Origin of the sequence: Streptomyces sp. NPDC021224, from assembly GCF_044332905.1 — a bacterium.
Taxonomy (GTDB): Bacteria; Actinomycetota; Actinomycetes; order Streptomycetales; family Streptomycetaceae; genus Actinacidiphila.
On record NZ_JBIRPW010000001.1, the window covers coordinates 71,182 to 93,838 of the forward strand.

Sequence of the window (22,657 nt, forward strand, 5' to 3'; positions counted from 1 at the left end):
GTCACGGCGTTCCGGTCACGTCTCCGGCAGGACGCCCGCGGCGCGGGCGGCGGTGAGCCAGTCGGGGAACTCACGCAGCAGGCTGTCGTACAGCTCCGTGTCGGAGAGCGCCTTCGGGGTGCTGCCCGCGGCGAAGAAGCCGGCGTTGTCGACGATCCGGCGGCCCGGCACCGGCAGGTCGTCGAGCTTGCGCAGGAAGCGGAACTCGTCGTCGCCGAAGCCCACGAACTGCCAGAAGATCGGCAGCCGTGCGGACACGCACAGCACGTGCTCGGCGGCGGCCTTCGAGGTCGGCGACCCGTCGGTCTGGAAGACCACGAAGGCGGGGTCGGACGCGCCGCTTCGCTCGTAGTGGTCGATGACCTCCTGCATGGCGAGGTGGTAGTTGGTGCGGCCCATGTGGCCCATGGAGTCGTGCAGCGGGCCGATGCGGTCCCGGTAGTCGTCGAGGCCTATCGCGGCCGTGCCGTCCACCTCGGTGGAGAAGAAGACGACCGGCACCACCCCGTCGTCGTCGAGGTGGGCGGCGAGCGCGAGGGTCTGCTCGGCCAGGTGCTGCACGGAGCCGTCCCGGTAGTAGGGCCGCATGCTGCCGGAGCGGTCCAGCACCAGGTAGACGGCCGCCCGCTCGCCGCCGACCCGGTGCTTGTCCAGCGAGACGGCCGCGCTCTTGAAGAGGCTGACGAGCCCCGGGGCGCTCGCGGCGACCTTCTCCAGGCTGACGGCGGGACCGCCGGTTCCGGCCGCGGCGGGGCGGGGGCGCTTGCGGTAGTCGATCCGGGGCGGCTTGCGGTAGTCGATGGCCATGGGCCGGGATTCTCCTCCTGCCCGGCGCCGCCGCGCACGCGGTCGCCCACACAGTCGCGCACACCGTGGCGCACACCGATGACTTCGCGCTCCGCGACCGGTCTGCACTCGTAGGCACGACCTACAGGAGGCGATCATGTTCGAGTCGACGAAGGCGTTCAGCGGCTTCTCGGTGGACGACGTCGAGGCCGCGGCGGCGTTCTACGGCGACACGCTGGGCCTGAAGGTGTCACGGCAGAACGGGCTGCTGACACTGCACATCGCGGGTGGCCGGGACGTCCTGGTCTATCCCAAGCCGGACCACACGCCCGCGACGTTCACCGTCCTCAACTTCCCCGTCCCCGACATCGAGGCGGCCGTGGACGAGCTGGGGCGGCGCGGGGTGCGCCTGGAGCGCTACGAGCAGCTGCCCGCGGACGAGCGGGGGATCTTCCGTGGCGGCGGCCCGCTCATCGCCTGGTTCACCGACCCCGCGGGCAATGTGCTCTCCGTGCTGGAGGAGTCCGACTGAGGTCCCCCGAGGCACCGCGCAGCCGGCGCGGGAGAGCGGAAGAGCCCGGCCGCACGGGGGGCCGGGCTCTTCCGTAGGTGCTCGGAGTGCTGCCGGGAGCTCTGCCCGGAGCGCGGCGAGGGGTCAGTCCTCGGCGCCGCCCTCGGACTCGTCGCCGCCCTCGGCGGCCTCGTCGGTGTCCTTGGCCAGGCCCAGCGTGTCCACGGCCCACTTGTCGAACTCGATCGACGCGCGCACCCAGCTCACCGTGCTGGAGACGAAGTGCTCCAGGCCGACGCCCAGCCCGATCATCAGCTGGGCCTCGCCGACGAGGCGCACCCCGCCGTCGTCGTTGGTGTGGGTGTAGACCTTCGGCCACAGCGTGCGGCGGTTCCAGTCGTCGATGACCTCGTGCAGCTGCGCCTTGTCGTCGACCTCGAACGGACGGTCGTAGAAGGTCCGGACGGCGAAGACCGCCTGCTCGCCCTCGCCACGGAACATGAAGTACGTGCGGAAGTCCTCCCAGGGCGCGACGAGGTCACCCTCCTCGTCGACCAGGTACTTCAGCTCCATCTGGTCGAGCAGCTGCTTGACCAGGTCCTGGTCGGGGATGACCACACCGCTGTTACCAGCGGACGAGGGGTCCGGCTGGCCCCCGAAATCAGGAATCGAGGACGGGTCGATGCTCACCGTGAAGTCCCTTCGTGACGTCTGACTGCCATCCTCCCTCATCCGCACCCCCGGGGGGAAACCCCAGGGGTGCGCGGGCCCGGCGCCGGTCACCGGGCGGCAGCAGCCGTCACCGAGCGGTGCCGGCGGCCGTCGCCCGGCCAGAGCCCGGCTGTCACCCGGCCCTCACCCGGCACCCGGTTACCGCCCGGCCGTCACTTGCCGAGGTCGGGCCCGGTGGAGCCGGTGGCCGCGCCGACGATCAGGCCGTCCGCGGCGCGGTCCACCCGGACCGTCTGCCCGTCCGTGATCTCCCCGGCGAGCAGTTCGCGGGCCAGCGGGTCGCCGATCGCGGTCTGCACCAGGCGGCGCAGCGGCCGGGCGCCGTAGGCCGGGTCGTTGCCCTCCTCGGCCAGCCAGTCCAGCGCCGCGTCGGTGACCTCCAGGTTGAGCCTGCGGTCCTTGAGTCGGGCGGCGAGCCGGTCGGTCTGCAGCCGGGCGATCCTCCGCAGCTCGTCCTTGCTGAGCGCGGAGAAGACCACGGTGTCGTCGAGCCGGTTGAGGAACTCGGGCTTGAAGGACGCCCGCACCGTGGCCAGCACGTTCTCCCGCTTCTGCTCCTCGGTGAGCGCCGGGTCCACCAGGTACTGGCTGCCGAGGTTGGAGGTCAGGATGAGGATCACGTTCCGGAAGTCGACCGTACGGCCCTGGCCGTCGGTGAGCCGCCCGTCGTCCAGCACCTGGAGCAGGACGTCGAAGACCTCCGGATGCGCCTTCTCGACCTCGTCGAGCAGCACCACGCTGTACGGGCGGCGGCGCACCGCCTCGGTGAGCTGGCCGCCCTCCTCGTAGCCGACGTATCCGGGCGGGGCGCCGACGAGCCGCGCGACCGAGTGCTTCTCGCCGTACTCGCTCATGTCGATACGGACCATGGCCCGCTCGTCGTCGAAGAGGAAGTCGGCGAGCGCCTTGGCCAGCTCGGTCTTGCCGACGCCGGTCGGGCCGAGGAAGAGGAAGGAGCCGGTGGGGCGGTCGGGGTCGGCGATGCCGGAGCGGGAGCGGCGCACCGCGTCGGACACCGCGCGCACCGCCTCGCTCTGCCCGATGAGCCGGCGGCCCAGCTCGTCCTCCATCCGCAGCAGCTTCTGCGTCTCGCCCTCCAGCAGCCGGCCCGCGGGGATACCGGTCCAGGCGGCGACGACGTCGGCGATGTCGTCCGGGCCGACCTCCTCCTTGACCATCGTCTCCTGCGCCGCGGCCTCCTGTTCCTCCCGGGTGGCCTCCTCCAGCTCGGCCTCCAGCTTGGGCTTCTCGGCGTAGAGCAGCTTGGAGGCGGTCTCGAAGTCGCCGTCGCGCTGGGCGCGGTCGATCCGGGTGTCGATGTCGTCGAGGTGCTCCTTGAGCTCACCGACCCGGTTGAGGCCCTGCTTCTCCTTCTCCCAGCGGGCGGTCAGGCCGCGCAGCTCCTCCTCGCGGTCGGCGAGGTCCCGGCGCAGCTTGTCCAGCCGCTGTACGGAGGCCGGGTCCGTCTCGTTGCGCAGCGCCATCTCCTCCATGCGCAGCCGGTCGACCGAGCGCTGCAGCTCGTCGATCTCGACGGGCGAGGAGTCGATCTCCATCCGCAGCCGGGACGCGGACTCGTCGACCAGGTCGATGGCCTTGTCCGGCAGGAAGCGCGAGGTGATGTAGCGGTCGGACAGTGTCGCGGCCGCGACCAGCGCGGAGTCGGCGATCTGGACCTTGTGGTGCGCCTCGTAGCGGCCCTTGAGCCCGCGCAGGATCGCGACCGTGTCCTCCACGGTCGGCTCGGCGACCAGCACCTGCTGGAAGCGGCGCTCCAGCGCCGGGTCCTTCTCGATCCGCTCGCGGTACTCGTCCAGCGTCGTCGCGCCGACCATGCGCAGCTCGCCGCGTGCCAGCATCGGCTTGAGCATGTTGCCCGCGTCCATCGCCGAGTCGCCGCCGGCCCCCGTGCCGACGACCGTGTGCAGCTCGTCGATGAAGGTGACGATCTGCCCGTCGCTGTCCTTGATCTCGGCGAGTACGGCCTTCAGCCGCTCCTCGAACTCCCCGCGGTACTTCGCGCCCGCGACCATCGCCCCGAGGTCGAGCGAGACCAGCCGCTTGTTGCGCAGCGACTCGGGCACGTCGCCCTTGACGATGCGCTGCGCCAGGCCCTCGACGACGGCGGTCTTGCCGACGCCGGGCTCACCGATCAGCACCGGGTTGTTCTTCGTCCGCCGGGAGAGCACCTGCACGACCCGGCGGATCTCCTGGTCGCGGCCGATCACCGGATCCAGCCGGCCCTCCCGGGCGGCCGCGGTGAAGTCGGTGCCGTACTTCTCCAGCGCCTTGTAGGTGCCCTCGGGATCCTGGCTGGTCACGCGCTGCCCCCCACGGGCGGTCTCGAAGGCGGCCAGCAGCTTCTTGCCGTCGGCCCCCTGACGGGTGAGCAGCTCGCTGGCCGAGCCGCCCTTGACGGCGATGCCGATGAGCAGGTGCTCGGTGGAAAGGTACGCGTCCCCCAGCTCCTTGGCCCGTTCCGCGGCGTCCGCGATGACCGCCAGCAGATCGCGGTTGGCCTGCGGCGGGGCCACCGTCGAGCCCTGCACCTTCGGCAGCTGCTCGACGAGCTGTGCGGCCTGCGCGCGCAGCCCCGCCGGATCGGCGCCGACGGCGGTCAGCAGGTCCAGCACGTTCTCGTTGTCCGCGCCGCTCAGCAGCGCGAGCAGCAGGTGCGCGGGCGTGAGGTCCGGGTTGCCCTCGGAGACCGCCCGGGTGTTGGCGGCGTTGAGCGCTTCCCGGCTCTTGTTCGTCAGCTCGGCGTCCACGGGGTCGGATCCTCCTCGGGGTGCTTGTTCCATTCTGGCCCGCCCCACGGTCGAGGGCACGCCGACGCTGCGGGCGCGGCTGCGCCGCGGGGCACGCGTCTTCAAGCTGCGACTACGCCGTGGGGCGAGAGTTTTGAGGGGGCGCGGGGAACTGCGCGACAAGCCACCCCCGGGCGGTGGTCCGGATCGGACCGAAGAGACCCTTTGGGTCGGTTTTCGACCCGCGCCCCGGCGGGGGCTGCTCGCGCGGTTCCCCGCGCCCCCTCAAAACGCTCGCCCTACGCAGAGGGCAGCCCGCAGCCCGTGCTCGGCCGGGCGGAGCGAGCCCCTCCGCCAATCGGCGTCGTCAGGCGCCTACGCGCCGTCGCGCTTGGGGCGCCACACCACGAGCGCGCTGGTGTGCTGGACGTCCTGGTAGGGGACGAGATCGCGGCGGTACGAGGCGTGCACCGCCGCCTCGCGCTGCTGGATGAGCGCGGCCGCGCCCTCCACCGTGGCGGTGAGTTCGGCGACGCGCGCCTGGAGCGCGGCGACCTGGTTCTCCAGCTCGATGATGCGCTTGATGCCGGCCAGGTTGATGCCGTCGTCCTGGGAGAGCCGCTGCACCTCGCGCAGCTGCTCGATGTCGCGTGCGGAGTAGCGGCGGCCCCGCCCGGCCGTGCGGTCGGGCGAGACCAGGCCGAGGCGGTCGTACTGCCGCAGGGTCTGCGGGTGCAGCCCGGACAGCTCGGCGGCCACGGAGATGACGTAGACCGGGGTCTCCTCGGTGAGCTGGTACGGGTTGCGCCCGCGCGGGGCACCCCCCGGACCCCGTGGAGTGCGTGCGCCACCGGTGCCGGAGCCGCGCGGGCCCGGCCCCGGACCGTCCGTCCGGCCGTCGATGTTCATCCGTTCACGCTCCCTTTGCCGCCTTGAACAGCTCGGCCCGCGGGTCGAAGTCCGCGGTGGCCTCCCGGTAGGCCTCCAGTGCGTCGAGCGCCTTGCCCTCGCTCGTCTCCGGCACCGCCACCTCGACGGTGACCAGCAGATCGCCGCGCGAGCCGTCCTTGCGGACGGCGCCCTTGCCGCGGGCGCGCAGGGTGCGGCCGTTGGGGGTGCCGGGCGGGAGCTTGAGGGTGACGGGCGGGCCGCCGAGGGTGGGCACCTTGACCTCGCCGCCGAGCGCCGCCTCCGTGAAGCTGACCGGAACGGTCACCGTGAGGTTGGCGTCCTTGCGGCCGAAGACCGGGTGCTTGCCGACGTGCACGACCACGTAGAGGTCGCCCGCCGGGCCGCCGCGCTCGCCGGGGGCGCCCTTGCCGCGCAGCCGGATGCGCTGCCCGTCGGTGACGCCCGCCGGGATGCGGACCTGCATGGTGCGCGAGCTCTTGGCGCGCCCGCTGCCGTGGCAGACCTCGCAGGGGTTCTCCGCGATCAGGCCGCGACCCTTGCAGTCCACGCACGGGTCGGTGAGCGAGAAGCCGCCCCCGCCACCGCGCGAGACCTGGCCGGTGCCGACGCAGGTCGGGCACACCCGGGGGGTGCCGTTCTTGTCGCCGGTGCCGGAGCAGGCCTTGCAGGGGGCCTGCGAGGACATCCGCAGCGGGACCGTGGCCCCGTCGACGGCCTCGGTGAAGCTCAGCGTGACCTCGGACTCGACGTCCTGGCCGCGCCGCGGCTGCACCCGGGTGCCGCCGCCGCGGTTGAAGAGCCCGCCGAAGACGTCCCCGAGCCCGCCGCCGAAGCCGCCGCCCTGGCCCCCGCCGGGGGCCTGGCCGCCGGCGCCGCCGCCGAAGAGGTCGCCCAGGTCGAAGTTGAAGCCGCCGGTGCCGCCCGCGCCCGGGCCGGGGCGGAAGCCGCCGTTCCCGAACAGCGCGCGGCCCTCGTCGTACTCCTTGCGCCGTTTGGTGTCCGAGAGGACGTCGTTGGCCTCGGAGATCTCCTTGAAGCGCTCCTCCGCCTTGGCGTCGCCCTTGTTGGCGTCCGGGTGGAACTCGCGGGCGAGCTTCCGGTACGCCTTCTTGATCTCGGCATCCGTGGCGTCCTTGGGGACGCCGAGGACCTTGTACAGGTCCTTTTCCAGCAGGTCCCTACTGATGCTCATCCCCGGCGTCCCTCCTTCCGGCCGTGAAGGCTCTCTCTACACCGTCAGCCCTGCTCCGGGCCACCGTTCTCCTCGTCGTCCGCCGTGTCCGCCTTCGCGTCCCGGTCGTCCGCCGTCTCGTCGGCGGCCTTCCCGGAGCCCGGCTGCGGTTCGGCGACCGCGACCCGGGCGGGCCGCAGATTGCGCTCACCGAGGCGGTACCCGGGCTGGAGGATCTGCACGCATGTCGTCTGCGTGACATCCGGCGAATAGCTGTGCATCAGGGCCTCGTGCACCAGCGGGTCAAAGGGCTCGCCCTCCTTGCCGAACTGCTGCAGCCCCAGCTTCGCCGCGACCGTCTCCAGCGACTCGGCCACCGACTTGAAGCCGCCGACCAGCTCGCCGTGCTCGCGCGCCCGGCCGATGTCGTCGAGCACCGGGAGCAGCTCGGTGAGCAGGTTGGCCACCGCGATCTCCTTGACGGCGACGCGGTCGCGCTCCACCCTGCGGCGGTAGTTCTGGTACTCGGCCTGCAGGCGCTGGAGGTCCGCGGTGCGCTCGTTGAGCGCGGTGCGCACCTGGTCCAGCTGTGCCCGCAGCGCGGTCAGCTCCTGGGCGTCCCCGCCACCGGCCCCCGGGGCCGCCTCGTCGGCGGTCCCGGAGTCCTTGCCTGCCGCCGAGCCCTTGCCGGGCTTGGCGTCACCGGCCTCGGAAGGGACGTCGGGCTCCGGCTCGAAGCCCTTCGGCTCCTCCGTCACGCGGCACCGTCCCTCTTGTCGTCGTCGACGATCTCGGCGTCCACGACGTCGTCGTCCGCGGCACCGGGCTGCTCGCCCGCGGCCGCGCCGGCACCCGCCTGGGCGGCGCCGTCACCGGGCGCGTTGGCGTAGAGCGCCTGGCCCAGCTTCTGGCTGACGGCGGCGACCTTCTCGGTGGCCTCGCGGATCGACGCGGTGTTGTCGGCGTCGGTCGACTCGTTCTTGAGCTTCTCCTTGAGGTCCGCGATGGCGGCCTCGACCTCGGACTTCACGTCCTCGGGGAGCTTGTCCTTGTTGTCCGCGATGAACTTCTCGGTCTGGTAGGCCAGCTGCTCGCCCTGGTTGCGGGTCTCGGCGGCCTCGCGGCGGCGGTGGTCCTCCTCCGCGTACTGCTCGGCCTCGGACCGCATGCGGTCGACCTCGTCCTTCGGCAGCGAGGAGCCGCCGGTGACGGTCATCCGCTGCTCCTTGCCCGTGCCCAGGTCCTTCGCGCCGACGTGCATGATGCCGTTGGCGTCGATGTCGAAGGTGACCTCGATCTGGGGCATGCCGCGCGGGGCCGGCGGCAGACCGGTCAGCTCGAACATCCCGAGCTTCTTGTTGTACGCGGCGATCTCGCGCTCGCCCTGGTAGACCTGGATCTGCACGGACGGCTGGTTGTCCTCGGCCGTCGTGAAGATCTCCGAGCGCTTGGTCGGGATCGTGGTGTTGCGCTCGATCAGCTTGGTCATGATGCCGCCCTTGGTCTCGATACCGAGGGACAGCGGGGTGACGTCGAGCAGCAGGACGTCCTTGACCTCGCCCTTGAGCACACCGGCCTGGAGGGACGCGCCGATGGCGACGACCTCGTCCGGGTTGACGCCCTTGTTGGCCTCCTTGCCACCGGTCAGCTCGCGCACCAGCTCGGCGACCGCGGGCATACGGGTGGAGCCGCCGACGAGGACGACGTGGTCGATCTCGGACAGCTGGATGCCGGCGTCCTTGATCACGTTGTGGAACGGCGTCTTGCAGCGCTCCAGCAGGTCGCTGGTCAGCTGCTGGAACTGCGCCCGGGTGAGCTTCTCGTCCAGGTGCAGCGGGCCCTCGGCGGACGCCGTGATGTAGGGCAGGTTGATGGACGTCTCGGTCGAGCTGGACAGCTCGATCTTCGCCTTCTCCGCCGCCTCACGCAGGCGCTGGAGGGCCATCTTGTCCTTGCCCAGGTCCACGCCGTGGCCGGACTGGAACTGCTTGACCAGGTAGTCGACGACGCGCTGGTCCCAGTCGTCACCACCGAGGTGGTTGTCGCCGTTGGTGGCCTTGACCTCCACGACGCCGTCGCCGATCTCCAGCAGCGAGACGTCGAAGGTGCCGCCGCCGAGGTCGAAGACCAGGATCGTCTGGTCGTCCTTGTCCAGGCCGTAGGCGAGCGCGGCCGCGGTCGGCTCGTTGACGATGCGCAGTACGTTCAGGCCCGCGATCTCGCCGGCCTCCTTGGTGGCCTGCCGCTCGGAGTCGTTGAAGTACGCCGGCACGGTGATGACCGCGTCGGTGACCTTCTCGCCGAGGTAGGCCTCCGCGTCCCGCTTGAGCTTCTGCAGGATGAAGGCGCTCATCTGCTGCGGGTTGAAGTCCTTGCCGTCCAGGTTGATCTTCCAGTCGGTGCCCATGTGGCGCTTGACCGACCGGACGGTCCTGTCGACGTTGGTGACCGCCTGGCGCTTGGCCACCTCACCGACGAGCACCTCGCCGTTCTTGGCGAAGGCGACGACGGACGGCGTGGTCCTGGCGCCCTCTGCGTTGGTGATGACGGTGGGCTCGCCGCCTTCGAGAACGCTGACGACGGAGTTTGTCGTGCCCAGGTCGATGCCGACCGCACGTGCCATGGTGGATTCCTCCTGCTGACTACTTGAGTGGAACTGACTCAAGGGTGCACGAGGGTCGCGACTATGTCAACAGAGGTGAGTCGAGGCGACTCAACTTAGCCGCGCGGGCCTCGCGCACCCGACCGCCGCAGCAGGGGCGGCTTCGGCCGCAGCAGCGGGGACGGCCCGGCCCGGTGCGGCAGGGCCGCCCGGCACCCGTGCGACGCGCGACACAGATCACCAGTGGTGCGGCTTTATGGGCTCCCCGTTCCCGGGTAACCTCAGCCAGGACCGGATTAAGTTACCGCTTAGTAGAGTGAGCGCCCCTGTACGCGGGTACGAGGACGCCGTCCCTTACGGGTAACCCGTACCCGTTCCTCCCGTTCGTACCGTGCGCAGGCCCGAGGAGCCCTCATGCAACTCGCCGCGATCATCGTGTCGCTGGTCCTCACCGCGGTCGGCGTCGCGCTGTTCAGCCTCGCCGTCGCGCAGATCTACCGGTTCGTCCGGCTGGGCAAGCCCGTGCCGGCCGGCAGCCGCACGAACGACCCCACGGCCCGTACGACCACGATGCTGCGGGAGTTCGTCGGCCACACCCGGATGAACAAGTGGGGCGTCATCGGCGTCGCCCACTGGTTCGTCGCGGTCGGCTTCCTGACGCTGGGCCTGACGATCGTCAACGCCTACGGCCAGCTCTTCAAGGCCGACTGGATGCTGCCGGTGATCGGCGACTGGCTGCCGTACGAGCTGTACACGGAGTTCATCGCCCTGCTCACCACGCTCGGCATCATCACCCTCATCGTGATCCGGCTGCTGAGCCTGCCCTCCCGGGCCGGCCGCAAGTCCCGCTTCGCCGGCTCCACGGCCTGGCAGGCGTACTTCGTCGAGTACGTCATCCTCGTCATCGGCGTGGCGATCCTGACGCTGCGCGGCCTGGAGGGCGCCCTGCACGGCGTGGACGGCTACGAGGCCGGGTACTTCGCCTCGTACCCGCTCGTCGCGGGCTTCCGCGGCCTGAGCACGGACACGCTGCAGAACCTCGTGTACGCCGTCGCCATGGTCAAGCTCGCCGTCACCATGACATGGGCGATCGTGGTCGGCCTCAACACCGACATGTCGGTGGCCTGGCACCGCTTCCTGGCCTTCTTCAACATCTGGTTCAAGCGCAACGCGCACGGCGAGGTCTCGCTGGGCGCCCTGCAGCCCATGACCAGCGAGGGCAAGCCGATCGACTTCGAGGACCCGGGCGAGGACGACGTCTTCGGCGTCTCCAAGGTCGAGGAGTTCTCCTGGAAGGGCATCCTCGACTTCTCCACCTGCACCGAGTGCGGCCGCTGCCAGTCGCAGTGCCCCGCCTGGAACACCGGCAAGCCGCTGTCGCCCAAGCTGCTGATCATGTCGCTGCGCGACCACGCCAACGCCAAGGCCCCCTACCTGCTGGCCGGCGGCGGCAAGAACGCCGAGGGCGAGGAGCGCGCCACACCCGAGCAGCTCGCCGGCGTCCCCGCCGCCGCGCTCGCCGAGGCCGAGCGCCCGCTCATCGGCACCGCCGAGGAGAACGGCGTCATCGACCCCGACGTGCTGTGGTCCTGCACCACGTGCGGCGCGTGCGTCGAGCAGTGCCCGGTCGACATCGAGCACATCGACCACATCATCGACATGCGCCGCTACCAGGTGATGATCGAGTCGTCCTTCCCCTCCGAGGCGGGCACGATGCTCAAGAACCTGGAGAAGAAGGGCAACCCCTGGGGCCTGCCGAAGAAGCAGCGCCTGGCGTGGGTCAAGGAGGTCGACTTCCCCGTGCCCGTGGTGGGCGAGGACGTCGAGGACCTGACCTCGGTCGACTACCTGTACTGGGTCGGCTGCGCGGGCTCCCTGGAGGACCGCGCCAAGAAGACCACCAAGGCCTTCGCCGAACTGCTGCACATGGCGGGCGTCAACTTCGCGATCATGGGCGGCGAGGAGAACTGCACCGGCGACTCGCCGCGCCGCCTCGGCAACGAGTTCCTCTTCCAGCAGCTCGGCACCGAGAACGTCGCGATGCTCAACATGGCCTTCGGCGAGGAGCTGGACGACGACGGCAAGACCGTCGCCGCGAGCCGCAAGCCGCGCTCGTCGAAGAAGATCGTCGCGACCTGCCCGCACTGCTTCAACACCATCGCCAACGAATACCCGCAGCTCGGCGGCGAGTACGAGGTCATCCACCACACGCAGCTGCTGCAGACCCTGGTCGACGAGGGCCGGCTCGTCCCCGTCACCCCCGTCGAGGGCCTCATCACCTACCACGACCCGTGCTACCTGGGCCGGCACAACAAGGTCTACACACCGCCGCGCGAGATCATCGCGAAGGTGCCGGGCCTGCGCAGCGAGGAGATGCACCGCCACAAGGACCGCGGCTTCTGCTGCGGCGCGGGCGGCGCCCGGATGTGGATGGAGGAGCGGATCGGCAAGCGCATCAACAACGAGCGTGTCGACGAGGCGCTGTCCCTCGACCCGGACATCGTCTCGACGGCCTGCCCGTTCTGCCTGGTGATGCTCACCGACTCCGTCAACGGCAAGAAGAACGAGGGCAAGGCGAAGGAGTCCGTGCAGGTCGTGGACGTCGCGCAACTGCTGCTCGACTCCGTCAGGACCGCACCGGCGCCGTCCGCGGCGGCCGCGGGAGCGGACTCCGCCACGGGCTGAGCGGCCGCGCCCGCGCGCGTGTCACAGCTTGGCAGCAAAGGCCGGGCCCAGCTTCCCGCCGGGCCCGGCCTTTCGCGGCAGCGGGTACGTTCGAATCGTGGCTGGATACGAGAACCGCGACCGACGAGGGCAGGACCCGCACGCGGCGGGCTACCCGCCGCCTTCGCCCCCGCCGCCGTCCCGGGCCCGCGGCGGCCGCGGGCAGGGCGCGTACGGGGGGGCTGCGCGCGGCGGGGCTGCCCACGGCGGCGGGGCTCCCTACGGTGGGGCCGCTCAGGGCGGCGCGGCTCACGGTGGGGCTCCCTACGGCGGGGCTCCTTACGGCGGGCCGCAGGGGCCGTATTCCGCGCCGGGCGAGCCGGAGTACTTCGAGCCCGCCCCCGCGTACGACGACGCGCCCGGCCACACGCGGGCGTTCACGATGGGGGAGCCGGCGCAGCTCGCGGACCCGTACGCGTACGGGTCGGGGCAGGGCGGCTACGGGGACGGCCCCGGGCCCGACGGTTACGGGCCCGACGGTTACGGCGCCGACGACAACGTGGCCACCTACCGGGCCGGCCAGAGCGCGGCCCCGCCCGTCGGCCCCCGGCTGCACTGGAAGGAACTGCTCCGCGGCATCGTGCTGCGCCCCGGCCGGACGTTCTGGCAGATGCGCGACCACACGATGTGGGCCCCCGCCCTCACCGTGACCTTCGGCTACGGCCTGCTCGCCGTCTTCGGCTTCGACAGCGCCCGCCACGACGTCCTCGGCGCGACGCTGTCCGCGAGCATCCCGCTCGTGCTCATGACGGCCGTCGCCGTCACCCTGAGCGGCCTGGTGCTCAGCGCGGTCACCACCACGATGGCCCGCCAGCTCGGCGGCGACGGCGCCTGGGCCCCCACGGTGGGCCTGGCCCTCCTCGTCACGGCCGTCACCGACGCCCCGCGCCTGTTCTTCGCCCTCTTCCTGGGCGGCGCCAACAGCTTCGTCCAACTGCTGGGCTGGCTCACCTGGCTGGCCTGCGCGGCCCTCATGACGTCGATGGTCGCGAAATCGCACGACCTGCCGTGGCCGAAGGCGCTGGGCGCGTCGGCGATCCAGCTGATCGCGCTGCTGATGCTCTTCAAACTCCCCCTGATCTAGCGGGAGTTCACACCTGCGTACGGTGGAAGTTCAGGTACGACCGGGAGGCGGTCGGCCCCCGCTGCCCCTGGTAGCGGGAGCCGTACTGCTGCGAGCCGTACGGGAACTCCGCCGGGGAGGTCAGCCGGAACAGGCACAGCTGCCCGATCTTCATCCCCGGCCAGAGCTTGATCGGCAGCGTCGCGACGTTCGACAGCTCCAGCGTCACGTGCCCGGAGAACCCGGGGTCGATGAACCCGGCGGTGGAGTGCGTGAGCAGCCCCAGCCGCCCGAGGCTCGACTTCCCCTCCAGCCGCGAGGCGACGTCGTCCGGCAGCGTGATGACCTCGTACGTCGAGGCCAGCACGAACTCACCGGGATGCAGGATGAAGGCGTCGTCCCCCTCGGGCTCCACCAGCCGCGTCAGATCCGGCTGCTCGACCGCGGGGTCGATGTGGGGGTACCGGTGGTTCTCGAACACCCGGAAGAAGCGGTCCAGCCGCACGTCGATACTCGAGGGCTGCACCATCGACGGTTCGAACGGGTCGACGCGGACGCGCCCGCTGTCGATCTCTTTCCGGATGTCGTTGTCTGAGAGAAGCACAGACCGACCCTAACCCAAGGGGAGGCGACGCCCTCCCCTCACTTCTCCCCGCGCACACCCTCTCCCACCGGCACCGCATGCCGCAGCCGCGCACACCGAGGACACCTCACCAACCGCCCCGGCCCCAACCGCTCAGCCCCCAACTGCTGCAACGGAAACGACCCGGTGGTGAACACATGCCCCTCCGCACAACGAACAGTGCGCTCCATGTAGCCCCTTCCCCAACTCCGCGTGGCCGACAAACCCACACATTAGGGGATCCCCCCGCCCCCACCCCAGAGCCACACACCCCCACCCCAAAACCTACCCCTCCCCCCACCTCCCCCCGCCCCCACGCCCGATGCGGTAGAGTACGGACGGAGCTTCCCCCGGGGACGGCTTTCCAGCGGATGTAGTTTAATGGTAGAACATGAGCTTCCCAAGCTCAGAGCGCGGGTTCGATTCCCGTCATCCGCTCCATTGTTAAGCCCCAGGTCACGGACTTGGGGCTTATTTGTTGTCCAGACCAATTCGAGGGTCGCGTGCCATATCCGTGCCATTGAGCGGCGAATCGCGCGACTTGAATGCGCCGGATGACCGCGACTGACCGCCGGACACCGAGGCTCTCTCGAATAACAAGACGCATTTCCAGTGAGGTGCGTCACGGGTAATTGCGAATAATGCCCCCATTCACCCTTCTACGTCCCCCCGAAGCGATACCGAAGTCCCGGGTGAGAGCGGGCGCACCGCCCACCGACCCCAAGGTCGACGGGCCGTGCCACTGCCGTGCCATAGCGGACCGTTTCGTCACCCCTCCGCTACCGGCCCGGAGTCAACGGGACCAGTGCGATTGGACTGTCTTGCGGGCTGAACCTGTCTGTGCGCCGAAGGCGTCTGCCACCGATCGGGACTTCCCCGCTCGAACGATCGCCGACCAGGCCGCACCGCTCTCCTCTGACTGCGCGCGAGCAGTCAAGTTCGCGTCCCTCGTGCGTTGGCGATAGCTGACCCGGCAGCCGAATCGCCATGGGCCTTTTACCGCGGTCGCGAGGAGCAGTCCTCGGGCATTTCTGCCGTGCCTGGTACCGGGTTCGTCCCATGGGCGCGGGGAGCAGTCCTTGACCTTGCCGAGGGTCCCGCTGACGGCGGGTCCATCCCCGCGGGCGCGGGGAGCAGTCTGACTGGCCTGCGGGTTTTCCACCTGGGCAACCCGTTTCCAACCAACTCCTAAAATTGCGACCAAAGGTGCAAAATATCGCATGCCGCCCACTGTCTCCCCAACGAACAGAGTAGCCACGCCCCACGGCGTGCCACGTCAGCCCGCGCGGGAATGTCGACCGCCCGAAGCCCACCGGCAGCGTCGAAGTCCGCTATCGCCGGCTTGCACCGTTTCTCCGCTGCATCCAAGGAAACGGCGGAGGGTCGAGCCACCGCGGCCATGCAGAGGTGTCGCGGTTCCCGCCCTCTGGTCAATTGATAAGCCCCGGATCGGTGATCCGGGGCTTATCAATCGTGCAATTCAGCTCGGCAGCTACGTCCTCGGGCGTCATCCTCAGCTTCCGCCAGGACGCTCATCCCCGAGCAGCTCGGGCGCCGGCGGGGCGGTGGGATCCTCGTTGGCGACGACAGCCCACACCCGCTTGCCTACACCCTCGCGCTCGCTCACACCCCACTGCGAGCCGGTGAGGGCGTCCACGAGAAGAAGACCCCGTCCGCAGTCCTCGTCCGCGGTCGCCTTCCGGAGTTCCGGCCGGTTGCCGTTGGCGTCGTGGACCTCGATGCGCACACCGCCGGGCGTCCGCTCGTAACGCGTCTCGATCTGGCGTCCGCGAGGAGAGCGGGCGTGCCGGACCGCGTTACCGAAGAGTTCCGAGAGGACCAGCTCGGCCGTTTCCGTGAGGCGGTTCATTCCCCAGGCCGCCAGTTCCTGGCGCAATTCCCGCCGGGCGACTCCCACGCATCGAGCACTGTGGGGCCACCGCCTCACCACGACAGGGACTTCGTCGTCGCTTTCCGCATGCACCATCAGGCCGCTCCCCACTTGGTTTCCGTCGACGTGTCTCCGGAAGACCAAACCGGTCGGACCCTGCTGCGGGCGATGCGTCATGCACACAGAGCGTCCACTCATGCACGTTCCGCATAAGCAGTGCGGAACGCAAGCAGGCCTCAGGTGCCCGGCGCCAACAGCTCCAGCGCCTCCTCCCAGCGGAAGCGGTCCGCGCCGCCGCCCGACTTCGGGGGATGCGGCTCGTAGCTGCTAATCCGTACGCCCATCGCGCGCAGGCGCGACAGGCTCTCGGCGTACGCCGGATGGGCGGCCATCGCGCTGTTCACGTACGGCAGGACGGCGGTCGGGATCCCGAGGCCGTACGCCTCGCACAGGATGCCCAACGCCAACGTGTCCGAGATCCCCGCCGCCCACTTGTTGATCGTGTTGAACGTCGCCGGCGCCACCGCGATCGCGTCCGCGGGCGGCAGCGGGCGAACGTCACCAGGGCGCCGCCACGCCGAACGCACCGGATACCCCGTCCGCGCCTCCACCGCCGCCTCGTCGATGAAGCCCAATCCCAGCGGCGTGGCCACCACGCCCACGCCCCAACCCCGGCCCTGGGCGGCCGAGATGAGCGTCCCCACGTCCGGGGCCACGCCCGCCGCGCACACGACGACGTACAGGAACGGCCTCTCCGGCGAATCACTCACGCGGGCACTCCCAACCGACGGGCGAAGTGGTGCAGTTCCGGCAGCGTACGGCGGCGGTCACGCGCAGCCATGTCGGCCACCAGCTCCAGCACAGCCGGTCGGCGCACGTCCTGGGCGGCGCAGCTCTCGGCGATCCGCAGTGCCTGGTAGCCGTCGGCAAGGCGGCCCTGCTGGCTGTACGCGCGGGCGGCGTCCGTCCAGAGGGCGGCCCGGCGTTCCGGTACCGGGATGTGGCGGCGCATGAGCGGCCGGGCGGCCTGGAGCGCGAGCCCTGCATCGCCGAGGACGACGGACGCGTTCACGGCGTGCAACTCGACGTTGATGGAGCCGAAGTTGGACCACCGGTCGGGCTCGCCGCCCGGCATCAGCTCGGCGATCTCCCGGGCCTCGGTCAGGAAGTCCTTGACGGAGCTGCGGTCGCCGCCCAGGCCTGCCGCCGTCACTCCTCGCAGGAGGAGCATCCCGAGGACGGCGAGATGCCGGGGAGACCGCCGGTCGTACGAGCCGGCCAGCTGGTCCACGGTGTGCCGGACCAGGGTGACCGCCTGGGCGGCGTGACGCTCGCGCGCGAGCAGGTGGGCGTGCAACCGCACGCTGGACGCCAGCACGACCGGGTCGCCGGAACGCTCGGTCTCCGCCATGGCCCGTCCCACGGCCAGCCAGGCGTGGCCGTGATCGCCGCGCTTGAGGAGAAGGCTCACGGAGGTCTGGTACGCGGCGGCCAGCATGCCGGTCGCCTCCGAGGAATGGACAGCGGCGCTGCGGAGGTCGGCGATGAGGGACGGCAGTTGGAGCTCCAGCCGGGCGTAGTCGCACGCGGAGAAGAGGGCCCGCACCCTCGTCATCCTGCTCGCCAGCTCGGGCAGGCTCTCCTCGCCGCTGCGCGGCGGCAGTGCGACGCCTGGAAGGAGCGACTGGACGAGTTCTCCGTACGGAACCGCAGCCGGTGCAGGTGCGGCGAGCGTGGCGACGCCCGCGGCGAGGAAGGCGCGACGGTGCATGTCTTCCATGTTCCCTCGCCCGGCGTTCCCGACGAGGGGAACTGTCGCCAGCCCCAGCGTCTCAGCAGGGATGCGGAGTTCGGCGGCAACAGCCCGCAGCACGCGTAAGTCCTCCGTCCCCCTGCCCTGTTCGAGGCGGCTGATCTTGGACTGGTGATATCCCAGCGCCGCCGCAACGTCGTTCTGGGAGCGCCTCGCGAGCGTGCGCGCGTGGCGCAGGAGCTCACCGATTCTCCGCGCCTCGTCCTGCTCTGCGGCCATGTGCCCGGCTCCCTCCGCCCGTGCAGATCCTCCCCCTGGACAACGAGCGAGAACACCTCGCCCACCCTTCATGCGGGATCTGCATAGCCCATGCGGCACCAGCAGGTCGGATGGAGCGTCCCGGGCGGTCAACGGTTTCGTGGTGAGCCGTACCCGCCCAGGAGGCCCCGCATGGAATCGCAGTACCTCAATCCCCGAGGCACCGCACCGACCACGACCGCCGAGGTCATCGCCATCCGCCCTGGCCCGCCCCTCACCGGCACGGTGACTGTCGACGGCTCGAAGAACGCCGCCCTTCCGCTGCTGGCTGCGGCAGCCGTCCTCCCCTCGCCGGTGCGCCTGAACAATCTCCCCGCGAGCAGCGACGTACACGTCATGATCACGCTCCTCCGCGAGGCCGGCCTCGACGTGGGCGGGTTCCCGGGACAGGACGACGCTGTGCTCGTCGCACCGGCCAGTGCCCGGCGGCCGAATCCCGAACTCCTCAGCGCTGCGGGGCGTATCCGGGCCTCGTACTACCTCGTCCCGGCCCTTCTCGCTCTCTACGGACGCGCTCTCCTGCCCTGGCCCGGCGGGTGCCGCATCGGCGACCGGGGCATGGAGCAGCACTTCCGGGTGTACGAGGCGTACGGCGACCGGTGTTCGAGCCACCACCACGGGTACGAAGTCGCGTTGGGGAGCGTCACCCAGCGCACCGTGTCCGTGGCCCTGCCGTTCCGCTCCCGGGGAGCGACGGTCGCCGCCATCCTTCGGGCGGTCGTCTCCGGATGCGAGTTGCGGCTCGCCAAGCCGAATCTCTCTCCCGAAGTGCGCGGCGTCATCGACGCGTTGGGGACCATCGGCTGGGTTGCCGACGCCCGCCGAGATCTCCTCGTCCTCGTTCCCCCGGTCCGTACGACGGAAGCGTCCGGCGTCTGGTCCGTGCCGGGCGACAAGGTCGAGGCCGGGACCCTCGCCTGCGCGGTCGCCGCCACCGCCGGCACTGCCCGGATCGAGGGCATCCGCAGCTGCGACATCGCTCCCGCCACCGCCCGGCTGCGCCGGGCCGGTGTCGTGGTCACCGAAGAGCCGGACGCACTCATGGTCGACGCCCGGGAGATCGGCACCAAAGGCCGCTCTCTGCATGCCTCCGCGTCCCTGTCCCCGGACGGCCTGGACGCCGACTTCGAACCGTCCCTGCTGGCCTTGGCACTCGGCGTACCCGGGCACCACGCCTTCGCAGACACGATCAACCCCGGCCGCCACGCCAACCTGATCCCCCAACTACGCAGTATGGGCGCGGAGATCGAGGAGATCTCGCCCACGCAGTGCCGGTTCACCGGTCCACAACGGCTGACGGGCGCGGGCGTGGAGACGACCGACATCCGCACCGGAGCCGCCCTCCTCATCGCGGGACTGTCCGCCGACGGCATCACCACCCTCGGCGGCCTCGAACAGCTCCGCCGCGGTCACGCCGAGCTGCCGGGCAAACTCCGGTCGCTCGGGGCGGACATCTGCGAGGTCGCCCCGTGACGCGGCGCCTTCGGCGCGTGCTCGCCACCACCGACTTCCACTCCGCCTTCGACGACGCGGGGCCGCTGCTGACCTACCTGTCGACCGCCCGCCCGGACACCCTCGTCATGGACAGCGGCGACTTCTTCGAGGGCACCGGCTACTACCGCCTCGGTGGCGGCACCCTCGAACGCAGCGCCCTCCTCGGGCTGTACGACGTGATCGCCCCCGGCAACCACGGCTGGCGGCACTACTTCGAGTCCGACCTGCACCGCATCACCGTCTGCGCCAACGCGTACGACGACGAGGGTCGTCGGCTCTTCCGCCAGGTGGACGTACGCCGGGTCGGGGACCGCACGACGGCGGTGACCGGTGTCATCGGCCCTCAAGCGTTCAACGCCGTGCCGTACGCCCAGCGTGTCGGCCAGCGTGTGACCGACCCGGCCCGAGCCCTCCACGAACTCCGGCTCGCGCACCGGGAGGTGGACTCCTGGATCGTGCTCAGCCACTCCGGCTTCGAGGAGGATCTGCGTCTCGCCGACGCCTGCCCGTTCGTCGACGTCATCTTCGCCGGTCACTGCCACGGACCCTGGTACGGCCCCGTCCGCGTCGGCGGCACGTCCGTCGTCAAGGGCTACGAACTCGGCGCCGGGTACGCCTCCGCCGAGCCGTCGGAACACGGCTGGAGAGCGCAGGTCTCCCGTTTCCCGGAGACCGGATCACCCTTCCCGGCGAAACTGGGCGCGCTGCACACACAGATCGTCGCTGCCGCGCGGCAGCTCGCCGTAACGCTGGGCGCGGTGAGGCCTCCGTACCGGCACACCACCCTGGACCGCCGAGCGTTGCTGACCGACGTCGTCAACCGCCTCTGTACGGACGCCACGGCGGACGCGGTGCTCCTCAACGAAACCGCCCTGCGGACCACCCGGCTCGGCGACGTCCTCTCGCGCGGCGGCCTCCTCACCTTCGAGCCGTTCGGCAACCAGCTCGTGCGCGCGGTCGTCCCTCCGGATTTCCAGCAAAGCCCCGACGCTCTTGTCGCCCACCTCACGGCGTACGCGGGCCCGATCGTGGCAGCCCCCCATCCGTTCCCGCGACGCGTCCGGAGCGTCCTGACCACCGGCTACCTCGCCGACGTCCTTGCCACTCCCGCGGAGACGACCGGTCTCCCCCTGGCTCAGGCCGTCCGGCACGCCCTCACCGAAAGGATCGACGGTGATCCTCACCGGCCCTGAGATCGCCGTCGCGGCCGGCGACGGACGCTTACGCATCACGCCGTTCGACCTGGACCAGGTCAACCCGAACAGCTACAACGTCCGGCTCGGAACGACCCTGCTGGTCTACGCCGACGACGTCCTCGACGCTCACCGCCCCAACCACACCCGCCGCATCGAGATCGGCACGGAGGGACACGTACTGGAGCCTGGCCAGCTCTACCTCGGCCACACCGTCGAGCGCGTGGGCTCGGACACCTTCGTCCCGCTGCTCTTCGGCCGCTCCTCGGTCGGCCGCCTAGGCCTGTTCGTGGAGATCACCGCCCCGATCGGCGACATCGGCTTCCACGGCCAGTGGACGCTGATGCTCTCCCCGATCCGGCCGCTGCGGGTGTACCCCGGCATGAAGATCGGGCAGGTCATGTTCTTCGTCGCCGTCGGCCCCATCACTCCGTACGTCGGCAAGTACCAGTCGGCCGAGGGCCCGAAGCCGTCCGCCTACTGGCACGACCTCGTCTCGGCCCCAAGGACCGCGTCGTGATCCTCACCGGAGCCGCCATCGCGGCAGCACACGCAGCAGGCGAGATCACCATCGAGCCCTTCGAGCCGACGCGTCTGTCCCCGAACGCCTACGACTGGCGGCTCGGCGAGACCCTGCACGTCTGCGACGGCTCCCTCGACGCCGCACGGCCGACGGGCACGGCCGAAATCGCCCTGGGGGCGGCCGGGTTCGTCCTCCGGCCGCAGGTCCTCTACCTGGGAGAGACGTACGAGAAGAGCCGCTCGGAGCGGTACGCGCAGCTGCTCAACGGCAATCGCACCATCGGCGCCCTGGGCATCTGGGTCCACGTCTCGGCGCCCCTCGGGCACCAGGGCCACGCGATCCGGTGGACGTTGGAGATCCGCGTGGCCAGGCCGGTCCGCGTCTATCCCGGCATGACCTTCGGCAAGCTCGCTTTCCTCCACACGCTCGGTGCTGCGGCGAGCTATCAGGAGCACGGGCGGAAGTACGCGGCGAGCGAGGGCGCCGAGCCCTCTCGCCTGTACGAGGAGCTTGCAGGAGGCCAGCCGTGATTCCTTCCGTGGTCACTGCCCTCGACCTGCCCTTCCCCAGTCCCGGGGGCAGCGTCGAGCTGTTCCTCGACCTCTACACGGGAGCCAGCCCCCTCATCCCCGCCGCCGCCTTCATGCTGTCGTCCGGCGGACAGCGATCCTCACCACCGTCGGGGTTGACCCTCCTGGACGTCCCCGGCAAGTGCCTGGAAGGCAGGGTGTTCGGCGGCTACGTCGAGAGGCTGCGGTCGGCCGTCACAAGCATCGTTCGGCAGACGGATGTGGGCGCGCTCCACCTCCACCACCTCGCCTTCGGCGCCTCCCCCGCGCTCATCCGGGCAGTGCCCGGAGCCCGCCGGATCGCCCTGGTCCACGGCACGGATCTCCTCTTCGCCGCGAAGTACCCGGAGCAGCACAACGTCCTCCAGTACTGCGCCGCAGCGGCGGACGCGATCGTGGTCCCCACCACGGCGATGGCCGATCGGCTGCTCGCACTCGCCCCGGGAACCGCCCGCCGAAAGATCGAACTCATCCCGTGGGGCATCCCGGACCACCTCCTGTCCGCGGCAATCGGCTCCCGCCCGCGCCGTTCGAGCCACCTGCGGCTGCTCTACGCCGGCCGCCTCACCTCGGAGAAGGGCGTCGAGACGCTCGTCCACTCCCTCGCCTCCGTGCCGGCGGTGGAGCTGAGCGTCGCGGCACCGCCTTCGCAGTTCCACGCCCTGGCTCCGCTGCTGCACCGCCTGGGCGTGCACGTCCGTTACCTCGGGTGGCTCCGTCGTCCACAGCTGTGGAAAGCCTTCGCCGACCACGACGTGCTCGTCATGCCATCGACGACGTTCGAGGCCATGGGTCTGGTCGCCCTCGAAGCCCAGGCCTGCGGGCTGCCCGTCCTTTACCAGCCCGTACCCGGCCTCAGCGAGACCCTGGCCTCCAGCGGCATGGCGACCGACTTCACCAGTCCGACCGCCCTCGTACGGGACCTCACCCGGCTCCGTACGACGCCCGGCCTTCTCGACGCTCTCCGTACGGCGGGCCGCGCGAACGCCGCCCGCTACCCGCTCAGCGCCACGGCCGCCGCCCTGACGCAGCTCGGCTGACCGCCG

19 protein-coding genes and 1 tRNA gene are annotated in these 22,657 nt (G+C 70.6%); 9 read left to right on the plus strand and 11 right to left on the minus strand.

Annotation, left to right across the window (positions count from 1 at the left end; translation table 11 throughout):
• Window positions 1-15: 15 nt before the first annotated feature.
• On the minus strand, window positions 16-807 hold the full coding sequence (locus tag ACH4PY_RS00275) for a vWA domain-containing protein (RefSeq protein WP_398173861.1): 792 nt from the start codon (window positions 805-807) through the stop codon (window positions 16-18).
• 136 nt (window positions 808-943) lie between these two features.
• On the opposite strand from ACH4PY_RS00275, the gene ACH4PY_RS00280 reads away from it, so the two are divergent.
• Window positions 944-1,318 carry a VOC family protein gene (locus tag ACH4PY_RS00280; RefSeq protein WP_398173865.1) on the plus strand — a complete coding sequence of 125 codons (375 nt, stop codon included), beginning with the start codon at window positions 944-946 and terminating at the stop codon, window positions 1,316-1,318.
• 123 nt (window positions 1,319-1,441) lie between these two features.
• On the opposite strand, the gene ACH4PY_RS00285 is transcribed toward ACH4PY_RS00280, so the two are convergent.
• The 6 genes from ACH4PY_RS00285 to dnaK all read right to left on the minus strand — a co-directional run bounded on the left by ACH4PY_RS00285 (window position 1,442) and on the right by dnaK (window position 9,482).
• Window positions 1,442-1,987 carry a YbjN domain-containing protein gene (locus ACH4PY_RS00285; RefSeq protein ID WP_398173868.1) on the minus strand — a complete coding sequence of 182 codons (546 nt, stop codon included), beginning with the start codon at window positions 1,985-1,987 and terminating at the stop codon, window positions 1,442-1,444.
• Between the two features lie 194 nt (window positions 1,988-2,181).
• Window positions 2,182-4,797: an ATP-dependent chaperone ClpB gene (gene clpB, locus ACH4PY_RS00290; protein ID WP_398173871.1), complete on the minus strand. Its 2,616-nt coding sequence runs from the start codon at window positions 4,795-4,797 to the stop codon at window positions 2,182-2,184.
• A gap of 354 nt (window positions 4,798-5,151) precedes the next feature.
• A complete protein-coding gene (locus ACH4PY_RS00295; RefSeq protein WP_398173874.1) occupies window positions 5,152-5,685 on the minus strand; it encodes a heat shock protein transcriptional repressor HspR in 534 nt (177 codons plus the stop codon).
• A 4-nt stretch (window positions 5,686-5,689) separates the two neighbouring features.
• Window positions 5,690-6,880 (minus strand): molecular chaperone DnaJ, encoded by a 1,191-nt coding sequence (gene dnaJ, locus ACH4PY_RS00300; protein WP_398173878.1) that lies wholly within the window; start codon window positions 6,878-6,880, stop codon window positions 5,690-5,692.
• 44 nt (window positions 6,881-6,924) lie between these two features.
• Complete coding sequence (grpE, locus tag ACH4PY_RS00305) at window positions 6,925-7,617, minus strand: nucleotide exchange factor GrpE (protein WP_398173881.1); 693 nt, start codon at window positions 7,615-7,617, stop codon at window positions 6,925-6,927.
• A complete protein-coding gene (gene dnaK, locus ACH4PY_RS00310; RefSeq protein WP_398173884.1) occupies window positions 7,614-9,482 on the minus strand; it encodes a molecular chaperone DnaK in 1,869 nt (622 codons plus the stop codon). The genes grpE and dnaK overlap by 4 nt, the downstream gene beginning before the upstream one ends.
• 393 nt (window positions 9,483-9,875) lie before the next feature.
• Here dnaK and ACH4PY_RS00315 point away from each other — a divergent pair, with 393 nt between their 5' ends.
• Both ACH4PY_RS00315 and ACH4PY_RS00320 read left to right on the plus strand, forming a co-directional pair.
• Window positions 9,876-12,146 carry a (Fe-S)-binding protein gene (locus ACH4PY_RS00315; RefSeq protein ID WP_398173887.1) on the plus strand — a complete coding sequence of 757 codons (2,271 nt, stop codon included), beginning with the start codon at window positions 9,876-9,878 and terminating at the stop codon, window positions 12,144-12,146.
• Between the two features lie 94 nt (window positions 12,147-12,240).
• Window positions 12,241-13,269, plus strand: coding sequence for a Yip1 family protein (locus tag ACH4PY_RS00320; protein ID WP_398175991.1), 1,029 nt, complete (start codon window positions 12,241-12,243; stop codon window positions 13,267-13,269).
• A 7-nt stretch (window positions 13,270-13,276) separates the two neighbouring features.
• Here ACH4PY_RS00320 and dcd (ACH4PY_RS00325) read toward each other — a convergent pair whose 3' ends face one another.
• Window positions 13,277-13,852 (minus strand): dCTP deaminase, encoded by a 576-nt coding sequence (gene dcd, locus ACH4PY_RS00325; protein ID WP_398173890.1) that lies wholly within the window; start codon window positions 13,850-13,852, stop codon window positions 13,277-13,279.
• 385 nt (window positions 13,853-14,237) lie between these two features.
• On the opposite strand from dcd (ACH4PY_RS00325), the gene ACH4PY_RS00330 reads away from it, so the two are divergent.
• A tRNA-Gly gene (locus ACH4PY_RS00330) sits at window positions 14,238-14,311 on the plus strand.
• A 1,072-nt stretch (window positions 14,312-15,383) separates the two neighbouring features.
• Here the strand turns inward: ACH4PY_RS00330 and ACH4PY_RS00335 are convergent.
• Genes ACH4PY_RS00335 through ACH4PY_RS00345 form a run of 3 tightly spaced genes read right to left on the minus strand, consistent with a single transcriptional unit; the run spans window position 15,384 to window position 17,793 of the window.
• A complete protein-coding gene (locus ACH4PY_RS00335; protein WP_398173893.1) occupies window positions 15,384-15,959 on the minus strand; it encodes an ATP-binding protein in 576 nt (191 codons plus the stop codon).
• Window positions 15,960-15,997: 38 nt separating this feature from the next.
• On the minus strand, window positions 15,998-16,531 hold the full coding sequence (locus tag ACH4PY_RS00340; protein WP_398173896.1) for a flavoprotein: 534 nt from the start codon (window positions 16,529-16,531) through the stop codon (window positions 15,998-16,000).
• Window positions 16,528-17,793, minus strand: a complete 1,266-nt coding sequence (locus ACH4PY_RS00345; protein WP_398173899.1) for a helix-turn-helix domain-containing protein — start codon at window positions 17,791-17,793, stop codon at window positions 16,528-16,530. Before ACH4PY_RS00345 ends, ACH4PY_RS00340 begins: the two co-directional genes overlap by 4 nt.
• Before the next feature lie 171 nt (window positions 17,794-17,964).
• Here ACH4PY_RS00345 and ACH4PY_RS00350 point away from each other — a divergent pair, with 171 nt between their 5' ends.
• From ACH4PY_RS00350 to ACH4PY_RS00370, 5 genes are read left to right on the plus strand one after another with little or no spacing between them, the layout of a single operon-like run.
• Entirely contained in the window at window positions 17,965-19,305 is a 1,341-nt protein-coding gene (locus ACH4PY_RS00350; RefSeq protein WP_398173902.1) for a UDP-N-acetylglucosamine 1-carboxyvinyltransferase, read from the plus strand.
• A complete protein-coding gene (locus ACH4PY_RS00355; RefSeq protein ID WP_398173906.1) occupies window positions 19,302-20,519 on the plus strand; it encodes a metallophosphoesterase in 1,218 nt (405 codons plus the stop codon). The genes ACH4PY_RS00350 and ACH4PY_RS00355 overlap by 4 nt, the downstream gene beginning before the upstream one ends.
• Window positions 20,500-21,039, plus strand: coding sequence for a dCTP deaminase (dcd, locus tag ACH4PY_RS00360; protein ID WP_398173909.1), 540 nt, complete (start codon window positions 20,500-20,502; stop codon window positions 21,037-21,039). The genes ACH4PY_RS00355 and dcd (ACH4PY_RS00360) overlap by 20 nt, the downstream gene beginning before the upstream one ends.
• Complete coding sequence (locus ACH4PY_RS00365; protein WP_398173913.1) at window positions 21,036-21,572, plus strand: dCTP deaminase domain-containing protein; 537 nt, start codon at window positions 21,036-21,038, stop codon at window positions 21,570-21,572. The genes dcd (ACH4PY_RS00360) and ACH4PY_RS00365 overlap by 4 nt, the downstream gene beginning before the upstream one ends.
• Window positions 21,569-22,651, plus strand: a complete 1,083-nt coding sequence (locus ACH4PY_RS00370) for a glycosyltransferase family 4 protein (RefSeq protein WP_398173916.1) — start codon at window positions 21,569-21,571, stop codon at window positions 22,649-22,651. The genes ACH4PY_RS00365 and ACH4PY_RS00370 overlap by 4 nt, the downstream gene beginning before the upstream one ends.
• Window positions 22,652-22,657 lie beyond the last annotated feature (6 nt).